This is a genomic window from Pseudomonas sp. lyk4-TYG-107, from assembly GCF_030209055.1.
Taxonomy (GTDB): domain Bacteria; phylum Pseudomonadota; class Gammaproteobacteria; order Pseudomonadales; family Pseudomonadaceae; genus Aquipseudomonas; species Aquipseudomonas putida_A.
Genome location: NZ_JARVST010000025.1, coordinates 59,882 through 83,205 on the forward strand (window position 1 = coordinate 59,882; position 23,324 = coordinate 83,205).

The 23,324-nt window shown below is 61.8% G+C and carries 20 protein-coding genes; 13 read left to right on the forward strand and 7 right to left on the reverse strand.

All coding sequences use genetic code 11. The features are described 5' to 3' along the window. Window positions 1–102: 102 nt before the first annotated feature. Complete coding sequence (locus QRN61_RS20555) at window positions 103–396, forward strand: hypothetical protein (protein ID WP_007963021.1); 294 nt, start codon at window positions 103–105, stop codon at window positions 394–396. Between the two features lie 151 nt (window positions 397–547). Further along, window positions 548–1,897 carry an MATE family efflux transporter gene (locus QRN61_RS20560; protein WP_285375111.1) on the forward strand — a complete coding sequence of 450 codons (1,350 nt, stop codon included), beginning with the start codon at window positions 548–550 and terminating at the stop codon, window positions 1,895–1,897. Here QRN61_RS20560 and QRN61_RS20565 read toward each other — a convergent pair. The 7 genes from QRN61_RS20565 to QRN61_RS20595 form a co-directional block, all read right to left on the reverse strand. Continuing rightward, window positions 1,891–2,766, reverse strand: a complete 876-nt coding sequence (locus tag QRN61_RS20565; RefSeq protein ID WP_285375114.1) for an alpha/beta hydrolase — start codon at window positions 2,764–2,766, stop codon at window positions 1,891–1,893. The two genes, QRN61_RS20560 and QRN61_RS20565, sit on opposite strands and share 7 nt — an antisense overlap. Before the next feature lie 12 nt (window positions 2,767–2,778). Next, on the reverse strand, window positions 2,779–3,573 hold the full coding sequence (locus QRN61_RS20570) for a DUF4123 domain-containing protein (RefSeq protein ID WP_285375116.1): 795 nt from the start codon (window positions 3,571–3,573) through the stop codon (window positions 2,779–2,781). Beyond that, window positions 3,570–4,907: a contractile injection system protein, VgrG/Pvc8 family gene (locus tag QRN61_RS20575; RefSeq protein WP_183783605.1), complete on the reverse strand. Its 1,338-nt coding sequence runs from the start codon at window positions 4,905–4,907 to the stop codon at window positions 3,570–3,572. The genes QRN61_RS20570 and QRN61_RS20575 overlap by 4 nt, the downstream gene beginning before the upstream one ends. Before the next feature lie 230 nt (window positions 4,908–5,137). Continuing rightward, window positions 5,138–7,051, reverse strand: coding sequence for an arginine decarboxylase (gene speA / locus QRN61_RS20580; protein WP_003221289.1), 1,914 nt, complete (start codon window positions 7,049–7,051; stop codon window positions 5,138–5,140). Between the two features lie 219 nt (window positions 7,052–7,270). Continuing rightward, window positions 7,271–7,642 (reverse strand): translation initiation factor Sui1, encoded by a 372-nt coding sequence (locus tag QRN61_RS20585; protein ID WP_007914613.1) that lies wholly within the window; start codon window positions 7,640–7,642, stop codon window positions 7,271–7,273. Window positions 7,643–7,830: 188 nt separating this feature from the next. After that, window positions 7,831–8,388 carry an NUDIX hydrolase gene (locus QRN61_RS20590; protein ID WP_096794820.1) on the reverse strand — a complete coding sequence of 186 codons (558 nt, stop codon included), beginning with the start codon at window positions 8,386–8,388 and terminating at the stop codon, window positions 7,831–7,833. Between the two features lie 3 nt (window positions 8,389–8,391). Then, on the reverse strand, window positions 8,392–9,459 hold the full coding sequence (locus QRN61_RS20595) for a DUF2333 family protein (RefSeq protein WP_007963034.1): 1,068 nt from the start codon (window positions 9,457–9,459) through the stop codon (window positions 8,392–8,394). 427 nt (window positions 9,460–9,886) lie between these two features. Here QRN61_RS20595 and gcbA point away from each other — a divergent pair, with 427 nt between their 5' ends. The 11 genes from gcbA to purD all read left to right on the forward strand — a co-directional run bounded on the left by gcbA (window position 9,887) and on the right by purD (window position 23,240). After that, window positions 9,887–11,557 (forward strand): diguanylate cyclase GcbA, encoded by a 1,671-nt coding sequence (gene gcbA / locus QRN61_RS20600; RefSeq protein ID WP_027613596.1) that lies wholly within the window; start codon window positions 9,887–9,889, stop codon window positions 11,555–11,557. A 954-nt stretch (window positions 11,558–12,511) separates the two neighbouring features. Further along, entirely contained in the window at window positions 12,512–13,555 is a 1,044-nt protein-coding gene (locus tag QRN61_RS27810) for a methyl-accepting chemotaxis protein (protein ID WP_502942640.1), read from the forward strand. Window positions 13,556–13,797: 242 nt separating this feature from the next. Then, window positions 13,798–14,250: a type II 3-dehydroquinate dehydratase gene (gene aroQ, locus QRN61_RS20610; RefSeq protein WP_025111759.1), complete on the forward strand. Its 453-nt coding sequence runs from the start codon at window positions 13,798–13,800 to the stop codon at window positions 14,248–14,250. A 48-nt stretch (window positions 14,251–14,298) separates the two neighbouring features. Further along, window positions 14,299–14,760, forward strand: coding sequence for an acetyl-CoA carboxylase biotin carboxyl carrier protein (accB, locus tag QRN61_RS20615; RefSeq protein WP_027613594.1), 462 nt, complete (start codon window positions 14,299–14,301; stop codon window positions 14,758–14,760). Window positions 14,761–14,777: 17 nt separating this feature from the next. Continuing rightward, window positions 14,778–16,136 (forward strand): acetyl-CoA carboxylase biotin carboxylase subunit, encoded by a 1,359-nt coding sequence (gene accC, locus QRN61_RS20620; protein ID WP_027613593.1) that lies wholly within the window; start codon window positions 14,778–14,780, stop codon window positions 16,134–16,136. Window positions 16,137–16,391: 255 nt separating this feature from the next. Beyond that, window positions 16,392–17,270 carry a 50S ribosomal protein L11 methyltransferase gene (gene prmA, locus QRN61_RS20625; protein ID WP_027613592.1) on the forward strand — a complete coding sequence of 293 codons (879 nt, stop codon included), beginning with the start codon at window positions 16,392–16,394 and terminating at the stop codon, window positions 17,268–17,270. Window positions 17,271–17,300: 30 nt separating this feature from the next. Then, window positions 17,301–18,593: a DUF3426 domain-containing protein gene (locus QRN61_RS20630; protein WP_285375129.1), complete on the forward strand. Its 1,293-nt coding sequence runs from the start codon at window positions 17,301–17,303 to the stop codon at window positions 18,591–18,593. Between the two features lie 185 nt (window positions 18,594–18,778). After that, entirely contained in the window at window positions 18,779–19,789 is a 1,011-nt protein-coding gene (dusB, locus tag QRN61_RS20635) for a tRNA dihydrouridine synthase DusB (protein ID WP_285375131.1), read from the forward strand. Further along, the gene (gene fis / locus QRN61_RS20640) at window positions 19,786–20,106 is read left to right on the forward strand and encodes a DNA-binding transcriptional regulator Fis (RefSeq protein WP_003221275.1); all 321 of its coding nucleotides are present in this window, start codon (window positions 19,786–19,788) and stop codon (window positions 20,104–20,106) included. The genes dusB and fis overlap by 4 nt, the downstream gene beginning before the upstream one ends. Before the next feature lie 82 nt (window positions 20,107–20,188). Next, window positions 20,189–21,796, forward strand: coding sequence for a bifunctional phosphoribosylaminoimidazolecarboxamide formyltransferase/IMP cyclohydrolase (purH, locus tag QRN61_RS20645; RefSeq protein WP_285375134.1), 1,608 nt, complete (start codon window positions 20,189–20,191; stop codon window positions 21,794–21,796). A 148-nt stretch (window positions 21,797–21,944) separates the two neighbouring features. Beyond that, window positions 21,945–23,240: a phosphoribosylamine--glycine ligase gene (purD, locus tag QRN61_RS20650; protein WP_027613589.1), complete on the forward strand. Its 1,296-nt coding sequence runs from the start codon at window positions 21,945–21,947 to the stop codon at window positions 23,238–23,240. Window positions 23,241–23,324: the final 84 nt, after the last annotated feature.

The window sequence follows — 23,324 nt, forward strand, 5'->3', positions numbered from 1 at the left end:
GGCTCGCTCCCACACAGGATTGAGGCAAACCCTCTATAGTTGCAGGGAACTCGGCCACCCGCGCGGTGGCCCAAGGCTCAGCTCTTTCATCAGGATGCACACATGCAGGTAGAAAGCTTTTTCGAATGGCTCGGCCAGGCACTCGGTTCGATCATCCGTTTCATCGTCGACGGCCTCAGCGGCCTGTTCAACATTCTGAGCAACGCCGGCGGCAACTTTGTCGATGGCCTGGCGAAGACGCTGGGCATGGACACTTCGATCATCAGCATCCTCGCGCTGATCGTCGGCCTGATGCTGCTGTGGTCGGCGATTCGCGCGTTCATGAATGCGTCGATCATTGCCGGGATCATCTGGCTGCTGTTGGGGTTGTGGTTGTTGAGCTGGATTATTCATTAGCCCTTGTGGGAGCGAGCCTGCTCGCGAAGGCGTCAGATCAGTCAAAACTGTTCTGAATGACACACAGCTTTCGCGAGCAGGCTCGCTCCCACATTGGTTGCATCGCAGGCCGTACGAATCGCTACAATCCCCGCTCCCCCAAGGAGCCCGCATGTCCAACCTGATTGCCGACTGGCGCGACCGCCCGACTCACCGCAAGGTCTGGGCGCTCGCCGCGCCGATGATTCTTTCCAATATTTCCGTGCCGCTGGTGGCGCTGGTTGACAGCACCGTCATCGGCCACCTGCCCCACGCCCATCAGTTGGGCGCAGTGGCGGTCGGCGCCAGCCTCTACACGTTTCTCGCCTGGGCCATGGGCTTTCTGCGCATGGGCACTACGGGGTTTGCCGCTCAGGCCGCCGGGCGCAGCGACGGCGCGGCGTTACGGCAGATTCTGTTGCAGGGTTTGCTGCTGGCGCTGGGACTGGCGATCGTGCTCGGCACTCTCGGCGTGCCGTTGAGCGGCGTGGCCCTGCACTTCATGCAGCCGTCGGCCGAACTCGATCAACTGACCCGCGAGTTCTTCCACACCCGGTTATTCGGGCTGCCGGCAGCGCTGGCCAGTTACGCCCTGGTCGGCTGGTTCCTCGGTACCCAGAACGCCCGGGCGCCGCTGGCGATTCTGCTGAGCACCAACCTGATCAACATCGCTCTCAACCTGTGGTTCGTGATTGGTCTGGAATGGGGTGTGGTCGGCTCGGCCCGGGCCTCGGTGATTGCCGAGTGGAGCGGCGCCCTGCTCGGCCTGTGGCTGACCCGCGGCGCATTGCGCGCCTATCCCGGGCACATCGTCTGGGCAGCGTTGAAGGTGTGGCAGAGCTGGCGCCCTTTGCTGGCGGTCAACCGCGACATTTTCATCCGCAGCCTGGCGCTGCAATCGGTATTTTTCCTGATCACCGTGCAAGGCGCGCGGCTCGGCGATGCCACGGTGGCGGCCAATGCTCTGCTGCTCAACGGTTTGCTGCTGACCGCGCATGCGCTGGACGGTCTGGCGCATGCGGTCGAAGCGTTGTGCGGACACGCCATCGGCGCCCGCGACCGGCTCGCCCTGCGCCGTTCGCTGGTGGTGGCCGGCGGCTGGTCATTGCTGGCCAGCCTCGGTTTTGCCGCGCTGTTTCTGTTGGGCGGACACTTGTTCATCGAGATGCAGACCGACATCCAGAGCGTCCGCGACACCGCGTTCATCTACCTGCCGTATCTGGCGGTACTGCCGCTGATTGCGGTCTGGAGCTACTTGCTCGACGGCCTGTTCATCGGCGCCACTCGAGCCCGGGAGATGCGCAACGGCATGCTGCTGACCGTCGCCCTGCTGCTGCCGTTCGCCTGGGCATTACAGGGACTGGGCAATCACGGGCTGTGGATAACGTTCCTGCTGTTTATGGTCTTGCGCAGCCTGACCCTCGGCGCACTGGCCCTGTGGCTGCGGCGCAACGACGGCTGGTTCTGCGGTGCCGCTCACTGAGCCGGTGTGTGTTTGACGAACGCGACGACCTGATTGAGTACCGGCGCCAAGCGCCGCAGCGGACGCGACAGGGTCGCCACCAGCGTCACATGACTGGGGCGCGAGTAGTACAGATCCTGCACCGGTACACCCGCCTCGCGCAGTTTGCGCGCCAGGCCTGCGGTGTTGCGCGTCGGGTTGACCAGATTGTCCTTGGTCGCGGCGATCAGCAGTGCCGGAGGCTCGCCCGCCCTGACGTGGTTGATCGGCTGCGATTGCGGCGGTGAGTCCGGCCAGAAGAATACTGGACGCACCTGCGGATTCTTGATGGGCAGAAAATCATATGGCCCGGCCAAGCCGATCCAGCCGCTGAGGTCTTTGGGCGTCATGCCCACCGCACCGAGCAGACCAGAATCCAGCGCCAGCATCGCCGCGTTATAAGCGCCGGAACTGTGGCCCATCAGGTACAGGCGTTGCGGGTTGCCGGAGAACTCGCGGATATGCGCCCGGGTCCAGGCCACCGCCCGCGCCGAGTCTTCAAGAAACAACGGATAGCGCACCTGCGGGTAGAGCCGATAATCCGCCAGCACCGCGACAATCCCCCGCGACGCCAGCGCCTCGCCGACAAACGCGTAATCGCCACGATCACCGCTATTCCAGCTGCCGCCGTAGAAGAACACCACCACCGGCGCGCCCTCCAGCGGCTGGCGCGGCACGTAGACGTCGAGCTTCTGTCGCGGATCATCGCCATAGGCAATCCCGGCGGTTTTGTGGAACGTGTCGTCGGGGGTCAGCGCATTGAGCACCTTGACCGGGGAACATCCCGTCAGCACCAGCAGCAGAAACCCGCCGAGGACTGCGCCGAACCGCTGCCACAGAGGATTTGTCATGGATGTCGCACCTCAAGATTGATCGTTCTGCCACTGTCGCCGCACATGCTCGAGCCGTTCCTGCTGGCTCAGCCCGTCCGGCACGCCCGGCAGTTGCGCCCGCGGATGCTGCAAGCGTAGCCACAACCAGCCATCCAGCACCGTACGGTCGCTGAAACCCAGGCTCAGCCCCTCCTGCACATGGGAGGCCATGCGCGCATAGTCGGTTCCCATTGATTGGCACCAGCGCCAGATGTGTTGTTCCAGAAGGCAGCTTTGCAAACGTTCGCGCTGACGATGGGTGAGGCTTTCGTCGATCCCCAGCGGCTCGACCGCCCACTGCGGGTTGCGCAGTTGCTGCCAGCCCTGACTGCCGATGGCGAGGTCGGCCCAGGTGCCACCGAACCAGCGCACCAGGCGGATCGGCCCGAGCCAGCGGCTCAAGTCGGCGGCATCACAGGCGTCGAAAAAATAACTCGCTGTCTGTCGATTGTAGTAACCGAGCAAGGCGCGGTGATTGAGCCCGAACGAGACCGTCAGCATCCGTCGCAGGTGGCTCAGCATTACTGCCTGCGAGGCATCACTGGCGAACAACAACCCGCGCCAGGTCTGCGGATCACGCTGACACAGCGCCGCCAGTGCCGGGCAGTCATGCAGGTCGACCAGCAGCGGACCGTGCTCGCTTACCGCTTGAAACTCGGTGCCCTGGAACAGCCGCGTGCAACGTACGCTGGCGAAGCCCTGACGCAGTGTTGCCAGCGCCGGCTGCGCATCGGCGCCATCGAGCAACAGCCACTGTACCTGCGGGGCAAAGCCGACGCCGCTCAAGCGGCGCCGTCCTGATCCAGCGACGCGACCAATCGGCAACTGCAGATCGACGCCGTGCAGTGGTTGTAACTGCCGCCGCCGGGCATAAGACACAACAGCAACAGCGGTTCGGCAGACTTGAGCCATTGCGCCAGGCCCGCGCTCGGCAGCACGTCCGGCAGCGCCAATGGCGCTTCGCAGTCTTCGATCACCGCCGGCTCCTGCAGCACACCACTGATCACCGGCTGATCCGGATCGCCTTCATGAAAACTCACCACCACTTCAACGCCTTCACGCAACGATGTCAGTGAGGCGTCGCTCAACGCTGCTGCGAGCGGCAGCCAACAATGGCTGGCGGCAGCGCCTTCGCCCTGATAAAGCCAGTCGAACTGCACCGCCACCGGCCGCTGTTCGTCAGGCTGCGGTTCATCGACCGTCACCACCCACGCACGTTGCAGACTGTGCATGCGCGGCCTGGCACAGGTGCTCGTCAATGTCGGCAGTTGCGCCTGGGCGGCGGCGACGATCCGGTTGCTGTAAGCCGGCTCGCTGGCGGGATCGGCACGATGCTCGATCCGGCTCAGCAACCAGCGGCGGTTGCATTCGGCAAACGGATGCGCGGTCAACGCCAGCCACTGCGCGGCGCGCAAGGTCGGCAGATCGCTGTGGCCATAAGCTTTGCCGGCCTGCGCCGAACCCGCGTCCACATCGCTGGCGTCCACTTGCATCTGCCAGCGTCTTACCGCCGGGGTGCTCGCGCCATCGTCCACAGACGCCGCGCCGGCCACGGGAAAACGCCCTGGATCATCGACAAAGACCAGACAGTGTCCGTCCGGTCGGTGCTCGAAGTAGTAGTGGATCCGCGCCTGCGCGCACAGCCGCTGCACGAATTGCAGGTCCGACTCACGGTACTGGGTGCAAAAAGTGTGCACCGGGTATTCGCACTGCAAATCAAAACGTCGTTGCGCACCAACGATCCCATGCTCCTTGAGCACCTGCGCGAGGATCTTCGGCACGCACTGGCTGCTGAAGATCCGCTGACTGAAACGCAGCGCCAGACAACTCAGCTTCGGTCCCAGTGTCACTCGACACAATCGGGCGCCCTGATCGTGCTCATGCTGGACGACACTCTGCAATTGCCCGCTCAGGCCATTGTGTCCGGGACCGAACTGCAGGAACGCCGAGCGGTAAAGCAGGCCGGCCAGGTCCAGTTGCGGATCATTGATCAACAGATCGATATCAAAGGCGAAGGGTTCGCTGATGCCCTCACTTCCGGTAAAGGCCAGCACCTCGAAGGGCTCGGGCAGCCCCGTTACATCGAGACGAAACGACGGCTCGTTGACTGATTCGAACATGGGCGGATCTCTACAGGAGGGGCGGCCGGGGATTCTCGCCGAGAGCCATGGCCGAGTAGAGAGCTGAAGTACAACTTAGGAAATGACCTACGCGAAAAGCAGACCGGATCACTTCTCCGGCTGTGGCAGGCAATTATTTCGCAGGGGATTTGGGAAATGTCCCACCGGGTCATCCGAATTTTCCACAGCTTGAGGGAAAATTTCAGACAACCCGGTGCAACAGACCTGACTCAGGAAGACAGGTAGGAGGAACGGGTCAGGCCCAGACGCAAGGCATCGAGGAACTGCGTACGCTCGCTGGCACTGATGCGGGCACTGGCGCACTTGTCGCGGTAGTGGGTCATCAGTTCTTCCGGCGACAAGTGCACGTAACGCAGCATGTCTTCGATGGTGTCGTGGGTCTCGATACCGGCGTGGTACACGCTGCCATCGGCGTTCTGGTAGATGTTCACCGAGTCGGTGTCACCGAACAGGTTGTGCATGTCGCCGAGGATTTCCTGATAGGCGCCGACCAGGAACACGCCCAGCAGATAGTCTTCACCTTCGTTCAGACCGTGCACCGGCAGGCTGGTCTCGATGCTCTGCTCGTCGACGTACTGGTTGATCTTGCCGTCGGAGTCGCAGGTCAGGTCTTGCAGCACCGCGCGACGCAGCGGCTCTTCATCCAGACGATGCAGCGGGATGATCGGCAGCACCTGATCGATCGCCCAGGTGTCCGGCAGGCTCTGGAACACCGAGAAGTTGCAGATGTACTTGTCGGCCAGCTTGTCGTTGAGTTCGTCGAGCACCTGGCGGTGCGAACGCTGACGTGCCTTCAGCGAGTTGTGCAGGCGACGGCACACAGCGAAGTAACACTGCTCGGCCAGGGCCTTTTCCGCCAGGGTCAGTTTGCCGTCGGCGTACTGCGAAGCCACGTCGCTCATGTAGTGCGTGGCGCGCCAGTAAGTCTCGGTGACCATTTCGATATCGGTCGGGCCGAGCAGGTCCACCAGCCACTGCACGGTTTCCGGCAGGTTTTCCTTGTTTTCGATCAGCGGGATTTCGTCGTTGTGTTTCTCGACGTCGGTCACCTGCACCACCAGCATCGCGTGGTGCGCGGTCAGCGAGCGGCCGCTTTCGGAGAAGATGTGCGGATGCGGCAGGCTCTGCGCGTCGCAGAACTCCTTGAGCATGCCGACCACGACACCGGCGTAGTCGTCCATGTCGTAGTTGATCGAACTGGCATTGCGCGAGTGGGTACCGTCGTAGTCGACACCCAGACCGCCGCCGACGTCGATGTGATCGACCGGCAGGCCCAGGTTGCGCAACTCGCCGTAGTAACGGATCGCTTCCTTGAAACCGTGCTGGTAGTCAGCCAGGTTGGCGATCTGCGAACCCATGTGGAAGTGCAGCAGGCGAATGCCCTGATCGAGGCCGGCCGCGCGGAAGCGCTCGACCACCGACAGCAGTTGCGCCGCCGACAGACCGAACTTGGATTTCTCGCCACCAGTGTCCGCCCACTTCGACGACGCCAGCGACGACAGGCGCACGCGCAGGCCGACCTGTGGCTTGACCTTGAGCGAGGCGGCTTCTTCGATCACCAGGCCGACTTCGGATTCTTTCTCGATGACGATGAACACATTGTGGCCGAGTTTCTGCCCCATCAGCGCCAGACGGATGAACTCGCGGTCCTTGTAACCGTTGCAGACGATGGTGCCGCCCTTCGGCGCCAGTGCCAGCACCGCCAGCAGCTCAGGCTTGGAGCCGGCTTCCAGACCGATGGAAACGTTCTGGGTGGCGATGATGTTCTCGATCACCGCTTCTTGCTGGTTGACCTTGATCGGGTACAGCGCGGTGTACTTGCTCTGGTATTCCAGGCGCTCGATGTTCGAGTCGAAAGCACCGGTCAGTTGACGGACACGGTCTTGCAGGATGTCGGGGAAACGTACCAGCAACGGCAGGGACAAGCCGCTCTTGCGCAGTTGGTCGACTTGTTCGAACAGGTCGATAGGCGAGCTGCTCGGGCCGTTCGGACGAACTTCGACGCGACCGGCGTCATTGATCGCGAAATACCCGGCCCCCCAATGGCGAATCCCGTAAACACTGCGGCTGTCCGCAACTGTCCATTGGCTGCCATCGTCTTTACGTGTGCGTCGTACGGACATCGAAGTCCCCTATAAAGAAGTCATAGTGCGTCGCCTGATCGCAGGCCGGCGCAGTCTAAAGAATGAAAATGACGGTTCGTCAGTGCGGCGGTAGACCGCACTGACTGCGTGTAGTTTAGAAACCGGTCATGAACAGGCTCTGTGAAAACCATGGAGACGACGCCGGATCTGAACTGCTTCAGTGCCGGATCAAGCCGCAGATGGATTTCACAGAGGCTGCTAGCCGCCGGACTTCTTCGCTTTGAAACCGTGTTTGATCAGCTCTGCCAAGAGTAGCTCGACATGATCGCCCTGGATTTCGATGATCCCGTCCTTCAACGCCCCACCGGTGCCGCAACGTTTCTTCAGCGTTGTCGCCAGCTCCTTGAGGGCGTCTTCGGCCAGTGGCACGCCGGTGATGGTGGTCACCGTTTTGCCGCCACGGCCCTTGCTCTCGCGACGCACGCGGGCAATGCCGTCCCCGGCCGGGATCACGGTTTGTTTGCAGATACAGGCGTCCACCGGTTTACTGCATTCCGGGCAATGACGACCTGCGTCGGTGGAAAATACCAGGCCACCAAGGGCGGCGAAGGATGCGGCTTTTTTGGCCACCGGCAATCCTCTTGGGAGGACAAAGACTGATCGCGACCTTGGGCAAGGTCATCGACCGCGAAGCCCCACTCAGGCAGGGGCAGCGCTACTGCACCGTGCGCTTGAACAAAAGCAGGTCGGTGCAGCTTGAAAAGGTCGCGCAGTGTAACGGCAAAAAGCGCAATTGCTAAGAGCCAATCGGCGCCAATTTATGTGTTCTTTGCGACGCCGCTCTGCTGCGCCTGCAGATAGCGCTTCAACGCGGCCAGAGAGTCCGGGCAGTAAGGCTTTTGCTGGATTTCCAGCATTACCTGATCGACCGGAATAAAGTGTGCTTCCAGCACTTCTTCCGGCTGCAGTTTCAGCGGGCCGTCCCACACCGCGGAAAATGCTGAGCACCACAGGCGATTGCCGGTGTCCTCGAAGAAAAAATGATCGTGGGCGGTCAGCTCCACCCCGCTCACGCCCAATTCCTCTTCCAGCTCGCGGGCCGCCGATTCGGCGTAGGTCTCATCGGCCTGCACCATGCCGCCGGCTGCCACATCCCAGTAACCGGGATAGATCGCCTTGCTCAGGGTGCGCCGGTGCACGCAGAGCTCACCAGCGGAATTGAACAACATGATGTAGGTACCGCGCCCGATCAGCCCGCGCTCACGCAGATCGGCCCGCACCAGGGCGCCGAGCAGGTTGTCCTGCTCGTCGACCCAGGCGATCTGTTCGGCATCGGAGGCGGCGCGGTGCGCCGCCTCTTTGGCGCTATCGACCATGACTCAGCCCTGATTGAGCAATTGACGCAGATCGATCACTGCAGCGTTGGCCCGGGAAATGTAGTTGGCCATGACCAGCGAGTGGTTGGCCAGCACGCCGAAGCCGCTGCCGTTGAGGATCATCGGGCTCCAGACCGGCTCCTGCGATGCTTCCAGTTCACGGATAATCTGACGCACGCTGACCGTGGCGTTCTTTTTCGCCAGCACATCGGCAAAGTCCACTTCGATGGCGCGCAACAGGTGCGACAGCGCCCAGGCCTGACCACGCGCTTCATAGAACACATTGTCGATCTGCATCCACGGAGTCTCTACGACTTCCTCGTCAACTTGCGGTACTTCGCCAACCGCCGGCACTTCGGTTTTCAGCGCTGTGTTGAGTTTCACCCGGCCGACACTGGCGGACAGGCGTTGCGACAGCGAACCCAGACGGGTTCCGACATCGCCCAGCCAGTTGTTGAGGTTGTCGGCACGGGCGTAGAACAAGGCGTTTTTCTGCGTTGGATCAGACAGACGCGCCTGGTAACGGCTCAGGGAGTTGATGCCTTCCTGATATTCCGATTCGCTCGACGGCAGGATCCAGCTCTTGTTGTCGAAGTTGAAACGCGGTTCGGCCTTGGCCAGGTCGGCATCTTCGGCCGACTGCGACTGCGAACGGGCGAAGTCTTTACGCAGGGCACGAGTCAGGTCACGCACCTGCACCAGCACGCCGTATTCCCAGCTCGGGGTGTTGTCCATCCACAGGCCAGGCGGAAAACGGTCGTTGGAAATGTAGCCGCCCGGTTTGTTCAGCAACGTACCGGCAACGGTCTTGAGGGTTTCGACCGTGGTGTAGCCGACGACCATCTGCTTGCCTTCTTTCTCGGCAGCCGCCTGGGCGTTTTGTGCCACCGGAAACAGCGCCGGCTCCTGGCTCCAGTACCAGCCCAGGCCGATGGTCACCAGCAGATAAATGCCGATCAGCGTGGCCAGCGCGCGGCTGAACAACAGCCCGCCCACATAGCTGCGGGTGGCCGACTTCGGCTCAGCGGCACGTTCAGGCGCGCTGCCCGCGCGGTTCTTCCAGTCCAGCATGGCGATATCCTTTCAATCACTTGGGTTCAACGGTTCGACCACAACCATACAACAACGTGCCAAGGCCGGGCACCCGCCATTGAAGAGAAGCAGAAAATCCACGGAGAGCGCGACATCGCCCCGCGAACTCTCTAGGGGTTTCCCTGATGCACTATCACCAAAGACGCCCCGGAACAGGCCATGGCAGATCAGCGCCTGTCTACAGCGCAGCGTTATGCACACAAGCGTTTTGACCCGTCGATCAGCGCCATACGCCCGGTTTACGGGAGGCTCACCGACGAACAGGTTCAATCCGATACCGCCCGGTCAGAAACTGAATTGTGCAGCACCGCAGATTATTGATGCACGACACTCATATAAGGGAAAAGAGGTGCTAGCATAGAGCCACCAGTCGATCTCAGCATGCGCCCTAACTAGTAGTCAGGATATGACCGAGCCAGAAGACCCCAGCCGTGAGCGCCTCAAGCACCACTTTGCCCAGCGGGTAATTCATCAGGCACGTCAGATTCTTGAGATATGGCAGCGCCTGCAACGCAGTGAGTGGTCCACCGCCGACCTCGCCGAACTGAGCGAGGCCAATCTGCGCCTGCTGCGTTTTGCCGAGCGCTTCGAGCAGCCCGAGCATACGCAACTCGCGCGTCATATCGGCCAGTCGCTGGAAGCGGTGGACGCCAATCGCGGACGCCTGAGCAGCGGCCTGATCACTGACCTCAATCGTTTGATGCAGCGTCTGTCGCGCACCGGTCTGCGGCATGGCGATCAACTCGACCAGACCTTCCTGCCGCCGTTGCGCAAACCGATCTACGTGATGTTGCAGGATCACGACCGTGCCGAGCGGCTGGCCAAGCAGCTGGAGTTTTTCGGCCTGACCGCGCAGGCGCTGGACAGTGTTGCGGCGTTTCGCTCCTCGATGGTCGAGCGCTTGCCCGCCGCGATCGTCATGGACGTGGACTTCAGCGGCGCAGGCGTCGGCCTGCAACTGGCTGCCGAAGCCCAGGTTGGCCTGGAAGAACCGCTGCCGCTGCTGTTTTTCAGCCTGCACGAAACCGACACCCCGACGCGCCTCGCCGCCGTGCGCGCCGGCGGCCAGGAATTCCTCACCGGCACCCTCGAAGCGTCGAGCCTGCTGGAGAAGATCGAAGTCCTGACGTGCGTCGCCCAGTACGAACCTTACAAAGTGCTGATCATCGACGACTCTCGCGCCCAGGCCTTGCACACCGAGCGCCTGCTCAACAGCGCCGGAATCGTCACTCGCACCCTGATCGAACCGATCCAGGCGATGGCCGAACTGGCGGACTTCCAGCCGGATCTGATCATCCTCGACATGTACATGCCGGCCTGCACCGGCACCGAACTGGCCAAGGTCATCCGCCACAACGACCGCTACGTCAGCGTGCCGATCATTTATCTTTCGGCCGAGGACGATCTGGACAAGCAGCTCGACGCCATGAGCGAGGGCGGCGACGATTTCCTTACCAAACCGATCAAGCCTCGGCATCTGATTACGACTGTGCGCAACCGCGCCGCCCGCGCGCGCAATCTCAAGGCACGCATGGTCCGCGACAGCCTCACCGGCCTGTACAACCACACGCACATCCTGCAATTGCTCGAAGACTGCTCGTTCCGCGCCCGTCGCGAGAACAAGCCGCTGAGCTTTGCCATGCTCGACATCGACCACTTCAAGCGAGTCAATGACAGTCACGGCCATCCGATGGGCGACCGAGTGATCAAGAGCCTGGCGCTGTTCCTCAAGCAACGCCTGCGCAAGACCGACTTCATCGGCCGGTACGGTGGCGAAGAATTCGCCATCGTCATGCCCGACACGGATATAGAAGCGGCGCACAAAGTGCTCGACGAGATCCGCCAGCGCTTCGCCGAAATCCACTACCCGGCGCAACCGCACGATTTGTGGTGCACCTTCAGCGCCGGCGTGGTGGAAATGCACGAGGATTCCGACAGCCTGATGATGGCCAGCCAGGCCGACGAAGCGCTGTACCGCGCCAAAGGTGCCGGACGCAATCGAGTGCAGACCGCGCGCGACTCAAAGCAAAGTGCCACCTTTTCATCGGAATCCACTGATTCGGTCATAACCCTGTAACAGAACCGCAATAAATTCAGGCGCTTACCATTTCTGCCGTTGGTAGCCGTCATGCGCCTGAAGTTGCTCACCAATCTCAACACTCTGCTGCTGGTCGCCGTTTGCGTGGCCCTCGGCGCGACGCTGTGGTGGTCGCAAAAAGCCCTGGAGCGTCCGTATCTGTTGATGGAGCGCTACCTGGGTCTGTCGCAGCAATTTCAGAATGACGTGGCACGCAATATCGAGGACTACCTCGCCAGCGGCGACGCCCTGCGCCTGAGCAGCGCCAGCCAAGCCATCGACGGCCTGCAGAAGGAGCTCGGCGAACTGCCGCCGGCACTGGCCGAGACCCTGCGCCCGAGTCTGTCGAGCCTCGAAGAGTTCAGCAAAACCGACCTGCTCGCCGCCGGCAAACTGGCCGGTGATCCGCAAGCACTGCTGCTGCAAGCCGAACGCGAACTGAGCGCCAGTCTCGATCAACTCAGCACCTACGCCAATGGCAACGCGACGTATCTGACGCCGCTGCTGGTCGCTTCGCAGCACCTGGGCAAGCTGTCGCTGGCCCGCGACAAACTGGTCAGCAGCGGCCGCAGTGAATTGGCCGCCGACGTCGAGCGTGAAGTCGACAATATCCGCATCCAGGCTCAGGCCATCGACGCCCTGCCCCTGCTCGGCGTGGTCGCCAGGAACGAATCCGGCAGTGATGATTTCGCCGCAATGATGGGCATCGAAAGCACCGAAAAAGCCGCCGCCGAAGACGCCGGGGTCGGCCTCAAGCGCGAACTCAACAGCCTGCTCGGTCGCTATCCGGCGGAGCTGGCACGCACCCGCGAGCAGATCCAGAAACGCACCGACCTGAGCACCGCCACCCACCTGAAAATCGCCGCCGTGCAACAGGCCATCGCCGGACTCGAACCGGTGGTGCGTGCCCAGCACGGACAGATTCAGGGCGAAGTGCGCCTGATGCAGGGCGTGATGATCGGCCTGATTCTGTTGATCGCCCTGCTGATCGACATCCTGCAGCGGCGCCTCGCCCGCACTCTGACCAACCTCGCGCCGGCGCTGTCGACCTGGGCCGAAGGCGATTTCAGTCGCGACATTCAACTGGGCAAGACCAACCGCGAACTGCATGACATCGAGGCATCGCTCAACCGCCTGCGCGCGTATCTGGTGGATCTGGTCGGGACGATTCGCGGCAATGCCGAACAGGTGGCCGACAGCAGCCGTACCCTGGCCGAACTGAGCAACGACCTGCACAGCGGTGCCGAACATCAGGCGGGCGACACCGCGCTGATCCGCGATTCGCTGGGTGAGCTTGAAGCGACGATTCAGCAGGTCGCTGGCGATGCACGACAGGCAGCCGATGCCAGTCGCCATGCGGGTCTTGCCGTCGAGCACGGACAAGCCGTGATCGGCCAGAGCCTCACCGGCCTGCATGCGCTGGTCGGCGAGGTGCAAGGCAACGCGCAGATGATCGAGCATCTGGCCGAAGAGTCGGCGACCATTGGTGGCGTGCTGACGGTGATCCGTTCGATTGCCGACCAGACCAACCTGCTGGCGCTGAATGCGGCCATCGAAGCGGCGCGGGCCGGGGAAATGGGCCGTGGTTTTGCGGTGGTGGCCGAAGAAGTACGCTCACTGGCACAACGCACGGCGGGCGCGACAGCGGAAATCCAGACGCTGATCGCCGGCCTGCAAACTGCTGCCCGACAATCGGTCGAAGGCATGCGCGCACAGGTCGAACACGCCGAAGCCACAGCCAATCAGGCACAAGCGGCGGACGGCGCGCTGGATAAAATCGTCGGCGCGATCCAGACCATTTCCGACACGGCGATCCGCATCGCCGATATCACCGCTCAGCAAAGCGGCGCGGTCAGCGAGATCCGCGACCATAGCGAGCGGATCCATCAATTGGGCGGGGATAACCTGCTGCGTATCGGTGAAGGTCGCGAACAGGGCGAGAACCTGCTGGTATTGGGCGGGCAACTGCATACCGCCGTGCAGGCATTCCGCGTCTGAAAAATCGCCTTCGCGAGCAAGCCCGCTCCCACATTGGAATATGTACCCCCTGTGGGAGCGAGCCTGCTCGCGAAGGCGTCAGCACAATCACTACAAGTGACCGGATCAAATCACTCAGTCACAAATTTCGCGCAAACATCGGTCATCGTGCTGGCTATTGCAGAGAACTGGACAGTCACAAAGCCTTTGCGGCATAGTCGCCGGGTTCTGACGACTGCTCATTCATAACAAGGAACACGCAGATGGCGACGCTACTGGTGCTGCACGGCCCCAACCTGAACCTGCTCGGCACCCGCGAACCGGGCACCTATGGGTCAACGACCCTGGCGCAGATCAATCAGGATCTGGAGCGCCGCGCCCGTGAAGCCGGCCATCATCTGCTGCACCTGCAAAGCAATGCCGAGTACGAATTGATCGACCGCATCCACGCCGCTCGCGGTGAGGGTGTCGATTTCATTCTGATCAATCCAGCAGCATTTACACACACAAGTGTCGCATTACGTGACGCGCTGCTGGGAGTGAGCATCCCATTCATCGAAGTGCATTTGTCCAACGTGCACAAGCGCGAACCTTTCCGCCATCACTCTTACTTCTCCGATGTAGCGGTGGGAGTGATCTGCGGCCTTGGCGCCAGCGGTTACCGACTGGCCCTGGAGGCCGCACTAGAACAGCTTGAAACACAGGCAACGACTTGAACCACAAGCGTTAAACGCCCCTGACCGACCCTTGGGAGTTGATGATTCATGGATATCCGTAAAGTTAAGAAACTGATCGAATTGCTGGAAGAGTCCGGCATCGACGAGCTCGAGATCAAGGAAGGCGAAGAGTCCGTACGCATCAGCCGTCACAGCAAGACCCCGGCTCAGCAGTACTACGCTCCGGCGCCGATGCAGGCTCCGGCCGCTGCGCCTGCCGCCGCTGCTCCAGTAGCTGCTGCCGCTCCGGCTGCCGCTGCTGCTCCGGCACTGAACGGCACCGTGGCCCGCTCGCCAATGGTAGGTACCTTCTACCGTAAATCTTCGCCAACCTCGCCAGCCTTCGTTGAAGTCGGCCAGACCGTGAAGAAAGGCGACACCCTGTGCATCGTCGAAGCCATGAAGATGATGAACCACATCGAAGCTGAAACCAGCGGTGTGATCGAATCCATCCTCGTCGAAGACGGCCAGCCGGTTGAGTACGACCAACCGCTGTTCACCATCGTTTGAACTGCGGAGAGCCTTTGATGACTGCGAAGTTGGAAAAAGTTCTGATCGCTAACCGCGGTGAGATCGCCCTGCGGATTCTGCGTGCCTGCAAAGAGATGGGCATCAAGACCGTCGCCGTTTACTCCAAGGCCGACAAAGAGCTGATGCACCTGGGTCTGGCAGACGAGTCCGTCTGCATCGGCCCGGCTTCTGCCGCTCAGTCCTACCTGCACATCCCGGCCATCATCGCTGCCGCTGAAGTGACTGGCGCTACCGCCATTCACCCAGGCTACGGTTTCCTCGCGGAAAACGCCGATTTTGCCGAGCAGGTCGAGAATTCCGGCTTCGCCTTCATCGGCCCGAAAGCCGAAACCATTCGCCTGATGGGCGACAAGGTATCGGCCAAGCACGCGATGATCGAAGCCGGCGTGCCTACCGTTCCAGGTTCCGACGGCCCGCTGCCGGAAGACGAAGAAACGGCGCTGCGCATCGGTCGTGAAGTCGGCTACCCGGTGATCATCAAAGCCGCTGGCGGCGGCGGTGGTCGCGGCATGCGCGTGGTGCACAAGGAAGAAGACCTGATCGCCTCGGCGAAACTGACCCGCTCCGAAGCTGGCGCGGCGTTCGGCAACCCGATGGTCTATCTGGAAAAATTCCTGACCAACCCGCGTCACGTCGAAGTTCAGGTACTGTCCGACGGCCAGGGTCACGCCATCCATCTGGGCGACCGCGATTGCTCGCTGCAACGCCGTCACCAGAAGGTTCTCGAAGAAGCGCCGGCACCGGGCATCGACGAGCAGGCGCGCCAGGAAGTTCTGGCTCGCTGCGTCAAGGCGTGCATCGACATCGGCTACCGTGGCGCCGGCACGTTCGAGTTCCTGTACGAGAACGGTCGTTTCTACTTCATCGAAATGAACACCCGTGTTCAGGTGGAGCACCCGGTTTCGGAAATGGTCACCGGTATCGACATCGTCAAGGAGATGCTCAGCATCGCCGCTGGCAACAAGCTGTCGTTCACTCAGGATGACGTGGTGATCCGCGGTCACTCGCTGGAGTGCCGGATCAACGCTGAAGACCCGAAAACCTTCATGCCGAGCCCGGGCACCGTCAAGCATTTCCACGCACCAGGCGGTAACGGCGTTCGCGTCGATTCGCACCTGTACAGCGGTTATGCAGTTCCGCCGAACTACGACTCGCTGATCGGCAAGCTGATCACTTACGGCGCCACCCGCGACGAAGCCATGGCGCGCATGCGTAATGCCCTGGACGAGATCGTGGTTGACGGGATCAAGACCAACATCCCGCTGCACCGTGAACTGACCCGCGACGAAGGCTTCTGCAAAGGGGGCGTGAACATTCACTACCTCGAGCACAAGCTGGCAGGCGAGAAGCACTAAGCTTCAAGTCCGCACAGACAAGGCCGCCTTCGGGCGGCTTTGTTGTTTCTACAGTTTTCAAATCCCCTGTGGGAGCGGGCTTGCTCGCGAAAGCGGTGCATCAGATACATTTATTTGTCTGGCACACCGCCTTCGCGAGCAAGCCCGCTCCCACAGGGTGCAATGCAGCTCCCACAAACCCTGCGCGCTCGCGTAAACTTGCGCGCTTCTCGCTGGCCGCTAGGCTGCAATCATATTTTTTCAAAGGTGCCCGCCATGCCTTGGCTGCAAGTACGTCTCGCCATCAGCCCGGAACAAGCCGAAACCTACGAAGACGCTTTCCTTGAAGTCGGCGCCGTTTCGGTGACCTTCATGGACGCCGAAGATCAGCCGATCTTCGAGCCGGAACTCAACACCACCCCACTGTGGGCGCACACGCACCTGCTGGCCCTGTTTGAGGGCGGCACCGAGCCTGCGCCGGTGCTCGCGCATCTGGAACTGCTGACCGGCAGTCCGCTGCCCGAGCATCACAGCGAAGTCATCGAAGACCAGGACTGGGAACGCAGCTGGATGGACGGCTTCCAGCCAATGCGTTTCGGTCAGCGCCTGTGGATCGTGCCGAGCTGGCACGCCGCGCCCGAGCCTGACGCGGTCAATCTGTTGCTGGATCCGGGCCTGGCGTTCGGCACCGGCACCCACCCGACCACCGCCCTGTGCCTGGAATGGCTCGACGGTCAGGACCTGAAAGACTGCAACGTCCTGGACTTCGGCTGCGGCTCGGGAATTCTGGCGATCGCCGCCCTGCTGCTCGGCGCGAAAGAAGCCGTCGGCACCGACATCGACGTGCAGGCGCTGGAAGCCTCGCGCGACAACGCCGGGCGCAACAATATTGCCGACGAGCTGTTCCCGCTGTACCTGCCGGAAGATCTGCCGCAGGTCAAAGCCGACGTGCTGGTGGCCAACATTCTGGCCGGCCCGCTGGTTTCCCTGGCGCCGCAATTGTCCGGTCTGGTGAAAACCGGCGGTCGTCTGGCACTGTCAGGCATCCTCGCCGAACAAGGTGAAGAAGTCGCCGCCGCTTATGCGCAGGACTTCGATCTGGACCCGATCGCCAATCGCGATGGCTGGGTGCGTATCACCGGCCGTCGGCGCTAGAATGACCGCCTGCATAAACCGGATCGCCGCATGACCGACAGCTTCGTCACCCAGTGCCCCCATTGCCAAACCAGCTTCCGCGTCAGCCATGCTCAGTTGAGCGTGGCCCGCGGGGTGGTTCGCTGTGGCTCCTGCCTGCAAGTGTTCAACGCCGCCAAACAGCTGCTGGAACAACACGCCGGCAAGGAAGCGGTCACTCCGGTGGCGCCGTCCATTGTCCAGCCAGCACCGTCTCAGGCAGTGGTCAGCGAGCCGCCGCCAGTGGTCGAAGCCCCCGTCAATGACGAACCGCCCGCGCCGCGCGCCCTCAGCCAAAAGCAATGGAGCGCCAGCGAGCTGGACCTGGACAGCCTCGATCTGGACGAAGAACTCGCCCGCCTCGAACAACGGGAAATCCAGCCGACCACCGAATTCGGTCGTCAGCGCGAAGAGTCCCTGAGCGCCCGGCGCGACAGTCCTGAAGCCGATGAAACGGAGTGGCGCGACAGCCTGTTCAGCGCACGCGACGATGAACGTCTGCCCGAGCCCGAAGATGACGTCGAGTCAGATGCCGTCGAACCGGAACCGCTAAACACCGCGCGCACCGAGCCTTCCCTGTCGCTGGAGCCGGTGGATCTGGATGACGAGCCGCCGATCCCGCAACTGCGCCTGCACGACCCGATTGATCCGAATGCCCGCCGCGAACGCCTGTCGGCCAACGTCGAGCCGGACGATGACGACTTGCCATCGGTCGAACCGCTGCGCAAAAAACGTCAACGCGCCGAACCCGGCGTGCGCGCCGAAGTGCTGCAGGATCTGACAGACGATCCGCTGCAACTGGACTGGCAGAAGCGCCGCTCGCCCTGGGGCCGACGCCTGCTCTGGGGCTTGCTGGTGCTGTTGGCCGCCGCCGGTCTGGCAGGTCAGTACATTGCCTATCATTTCGACGAACTGGCGCGCCAGGATCAGTACCGCCCATGGTTTCAGCAGTTCTGCCCGCAGATCGGCTGCACGGTGCCGTCCAAGGTCGACATCGGCAAAATCAAAAGCAGCAATCTGGTGGTGCGCAGCCATCCGGAATTCAGCGGGGCGCTGGTGGTGGATGCGATCATCTACAACCGCGCGACGTTCTCCCAGCCATTTCCGTTGCTGGAGCTACGCTTCGCTGACCTCAACGGTCATCTGATCGCCAGTCGTCGCTTCAAACCCGGCGAATACCTCAACGGCGACCTTGAGGGCATGGCGGAAATGCCGCCGCAGACGCCGATCCACATCGCGCTGGATATCCTTGATCCAGGCCCCAAAGCGGTGAATTACAGCCTGAGTTTCCACTCGCCCGAGTGAATCGCTTCATCGCTTCAGGTTTGACGGCAGTTTTCTGACTTCGCCCGCGCTTACCAAACCGCTGGTAATAACAGAATAACTGTTCAGATTTTGTTCAATTCAGCCTTTATCCAGTCATCGAGAGCGGGTATCATGCCAACCCTTTTTCGAACTCTCATGATCCGGCCCCACTTCAGGGAAGTCCTATGTCGGCGGTACGCATCGGCCCATATACATTGCAGAACGGTTTGATTCTCGCCCCGATGGCGGGCGTCACCGACCAGCCCTTTCGTCAGCTGTGCAAGCGTTTGGGCGCAGGGCTTGTAGTCTCGGAAATGGTCACCAGTGACATGAGCCTGTGGAATACCCGCAAGTCGCGCATGCGCATGATCCACGAAGGCGATCCCGAGCCACGCTCGGTGCAGATTGCCGGTGGCGATGCGCAGATGCTGGCGGACGCGGCACGGGCCAACTTCGAACTGGGCGCACAGATTATTGATATCAACATGGGTTGCCCGGCAAAGAAGGTCTGCAACAAGGCCGCCGGCTCCGCGTTATTGAAAGACGAAGCACTGGTGACCGAGATCCTGCAGGCCGTCGTCGCTGCAGTGGATGTGCCGGTGACCCTGAAGATCCGCACCGGATGGGATCGCGACAACAAGAACGGCCTGACTGTGGCGAAGATCGCCGAGCAGGCCGGGATCACCGCGCTGGCCGTGCATGGCCGCACGCGCGCCGATCTGTACACCGGCGAAGCCGAGTACGACACGATTGCCGCGATCAAGCAGGCGGTGTCGATGCCGGTGTTTGCCAATGGCGATATCGATTCGCCGGAAAAGGCCCGTTACGTGCTTGACGCGACCGGTGCCGATGGCCTGCTGATAGGCCGGGCTGCCCAGGGGCGGCCATGGATTTTTCGCGAGATCGAACACTTCCTGCGTACCGGCGAGAAATTGCCGGCGCCGGAGCTGAGCGAAGTGGAACGCATCCTGCTGGAGCATCTGGCCGCACTTCACGCCTTCTATGGGGATGTGATGGGCGTCCGTATTGCCCGCAAGCATGTGGGCTGGTATCTCGCAACCTTGCCGGGCGCCAGGGAGTTTCGCGCCCACTTCAATCGTTTGGATGGTACGGAAACACAATGCGCCAACGTTCGGGAGTTCTTCGCCGAGCGTTACAAGAGCCTGACAGGGGACGAAGAAGGGGTGGCCGCATGACGATGATGACCGAGACTTTAGTGAGTGGAACAGCACCCGTGAGCGACAACGTGAATTTGAAACAGCACCTCAATACCCCGAGCGAAGAAGGTCAGACCCTTCGCGGGAGTGTCGAGAAGGCGCTGCACAATTATTTCGCCCACCTTGAGGGCGCGTCCGTCACGGATGTGTACAACCTGGTGCTCTCCGAAGTCGAGGCTCCCCTGCTCGAAAGCGTGATGAACTACGTCAAGGGCAACCAGACCAAGGCCAGCGAGCTGCTCGGACTCAACCGCGGCACGCTGCGCAAGAAACTCAAGCAGTACGATCTGCTGTAAGCATTCAATCAAACCAGAAAGGCGCCCGCGTAAAACCGGTCGCCTTTTTTGCTGACTTCCTTTGCTTTTGATGGAAATTGAGATGACCGACCAGACTACCCGCCTGCCGATCCGCCGCGCCTTGATCAGCGTTTCCGACAAGACCGGGATCCTCGAATTCGCCAAGGAGCTTGAAGCCCTCGGCGTCGAGATCCTCTCCACCGGCGGGACGTTCAAGCTGCTGCGCGACAACGGTGTTGCCGCAGTGGAAGTCGCGGATTACACCGGTTTCGCGGAAATGATGGACGGTCGGGTGAAAACCCTGCACCCGAAAATCCACGGCGGGATCCTCGGTCGTCGCGGTATCGACGATGCAATCATGAACGAGCACGGCATCAAGCCGATCGACCTGGTTGCGGTCAACCTGTACCCGTTCGAAGCCACCATCAACAAGCCCGGCTGCGACCTGCCGACTGCGATCGAGAACATCGACATCGGTGGCCCGACCATGGTTCGTTCGGCAGCGAAAAACCATAAAGACGTGGCGATCGTGGTGAATGCCAGCGATTACGCCAACGTTCTGCAAAACCTCAAGGCCGGTGGCCTGACCTACGCTCAGCGTTTCGACCTGATGCTCAAGGCCTTCGAACACACCGCCGCCTACGACGGCATGATCGCCAACTACATGGGCACCGTGAATCAGGCTGCCGAAACCCTGAGCACCGAAGGCCGCAGCGAATTCCCGCGCACCTTCAACAGCCAGTTCATCAAGGCCCAGGAAATGCGCTACGGCGAGAACCCGCACCAGAGCGCGGCGTTCTACGTGGAAGCCAAGCCTGCCGAAGTCGGCATCGCCACCGCGACCCAACTGCAAGGCAAAGAGCTGTCGTACAACAACGTGGCCGACACCGACGCCGCGCTGGAATGCGTGAAGAGCTTCGTCAAGCCGGCCTGCGTGATCGTCAAGCACGCCAACCCGTGCGGCGTGGCCGTGAGCCCGGACGCCGAGGGCGGCATCCGTCAGGCCTACGAATTGGCCTACGCCACCGACACCGAGTCGGCCTTCGGCGGCATCATCGCCTTCAACCGTGAACTGGATGCCGACACCGCCAAGGCGATCGTCGAGCGTCAGTTCGTGGAAGTGATCATTGCTCCAAGCGTCAGCGCAGAAGCCCGTGCTGTTGTGGCGGCCAAAGCCAACGTGCGCCTGCTGGCCTGCGGCGAGTGGTCGGCGGATCGCGTTCCGGCCTGGGACTACAAGCGCGTCAACGGTGGCCTGCTGGTGCAGAGCCGCGACATCGGCATGATCGGCGCCGACGACCTGAAAGTGGTGACCCAGCGCGCACCGACCGAACAGGAAATCAACGACCTGATCTTCGCCTGGAAAGTCGCCAAGTACGTTAAATCCAACGCCATCGTCTACGCCAAAAACCGTCAGACCATCGGTGTCGGCGCCGGCCAGATGAGCCGCGTAAACTCCGCACGTATCGCTGCGATCAAGGCTGAGCACGCCGGTCTGCAAGTGGCCGGTTCGGTGATGGCCTCGGACGCGTTCTTCCCGTTCCGCGACGGTCTGGACAACGCGGCCAAGGTCGGTATCACTGCGGTGATCCAGCCGGGCGGCTCGATGCGTGACGCTGAAGTGATCGCTGCAGCCGACGAGGCTGGCATCGCCATGGTCTTTACGGGCATGCGCCACTTCCGTCACTGATACAACTCGATCCAAATGTGGGAGCGGGCTTGCTCGCGAATGCAATCTGTCAGCAACAGCCGTTTTGCCTGACACACCGCTTTCGCGAGCAAGCCCGCTCCCACATAAAGCGCTCCAGTAGCGCCTGACAGAATTTGAGGTTCTTGAAATGAATGTTTTGATCATTGGCAGCGGTGGCCGTGAACACGCCCTGGCCTGGAAAGTGGCTCAGGATCCGCGCGTGCAGAAGGTTTTCGTCGCGCCGGGCAACGCCGGTACCGCGATTGAAGCCAAGTGCGAGAACGTCGCCATCGACGTGCTGGCCCTTGAGCAACTGGCCGACTTCGCCGAGAAAAACGTTTCCCTGACCATCGTCGGCCCGGAAGTGCCGCTGGTGGCCGGCGTGGTCGATCTGTTCCGCTCCCGTGGCCTGGACTGCTTCGGCCCGACCGCTGGCGCTGCGCAGCTGGAAGGCTCGAAAGCCTTCACCAAGGATTTCCTGGCGCGTCACAAGATCCCGACCGCTGACTACCAGAATTTCACCGAGATCGAGCCGGCCCTGGCTTACCTGCGTGAAAAAGGTGCACCGATCGTGATCAAGGCCGATGGCCTGGCCGCCGGTAAAGGCGTGATCGTTGCCATGACCCTGGCCGAAGCCGAAGACGCCGTGCGCGACATGCTCGCCGGCAACGCCTTCGGCGACGCCGGTTCGCGCGTGGTGATCGAAGAATTCCTCGACGGCGAAGAAGCCTCGTTCATCGTCATGGTCGACGGCAAGAACGTCCTGCCGATGGCCACCAGCCAGGACCACAAACGTGTTGGCGACGGCGACAGCGGCCCGAACACCGGCGGCATGGGTGCCTACTCCCCTGCCCCGGTGGTCACCGCCGACGTGCACCAGCGCGTGATGGATCAGGTGATCTGGCCGACCGTGCGCGGCATGGCCGAAGAAGGCAACGTCTACACCGGTTTCCTGTACGCCGGTCTGATGATCGACAAGGCCGGCAACCCGAAAGTCATCGAATTCAACTGCCGCTTCGGTGACCCGGAAACCCAACCGGTGATGCTGCGTCTGCAGTCAAGCCTGGTGCTGCTGGTCGAAGCCGCTCTGGCGCAAGCGCTGGACAAGGTTGAAGCGCAGTGGGATCCACGTCCGAGCGTCGGCATCGTGCTGGCCGCCGGCGGCTACCCGGGCGACTACGCCAAGGGCGCGGTGATCAACGGTCTGGACACAGCCGCAGGCCTGGAAGGCAAAGTCTTCCACGCCGGTACGGCGCTGAAGGATGGCAACGTGGTGACGGCCGGTGGTCGCGTACTCTGCGCCACCGCCATGGGCGCCAGTGTCAGCGAAGCGCAGCAGCAAGCCTACAAGCTGGCCGCTGCCATCGACTGGGAAGGCTGCTTCTACCGCAAGGACATTGGCTACCGCGCCATTGCCCGCGAACGTGGCGAAACCCAGGAATAAGCTGTCCTTCACGTCCGGCGCGGGATGCAGTCCCTCGCCGGGCTGTTCCGCCGCCGCGCATCGTTATATTCTGGCATCAACCTA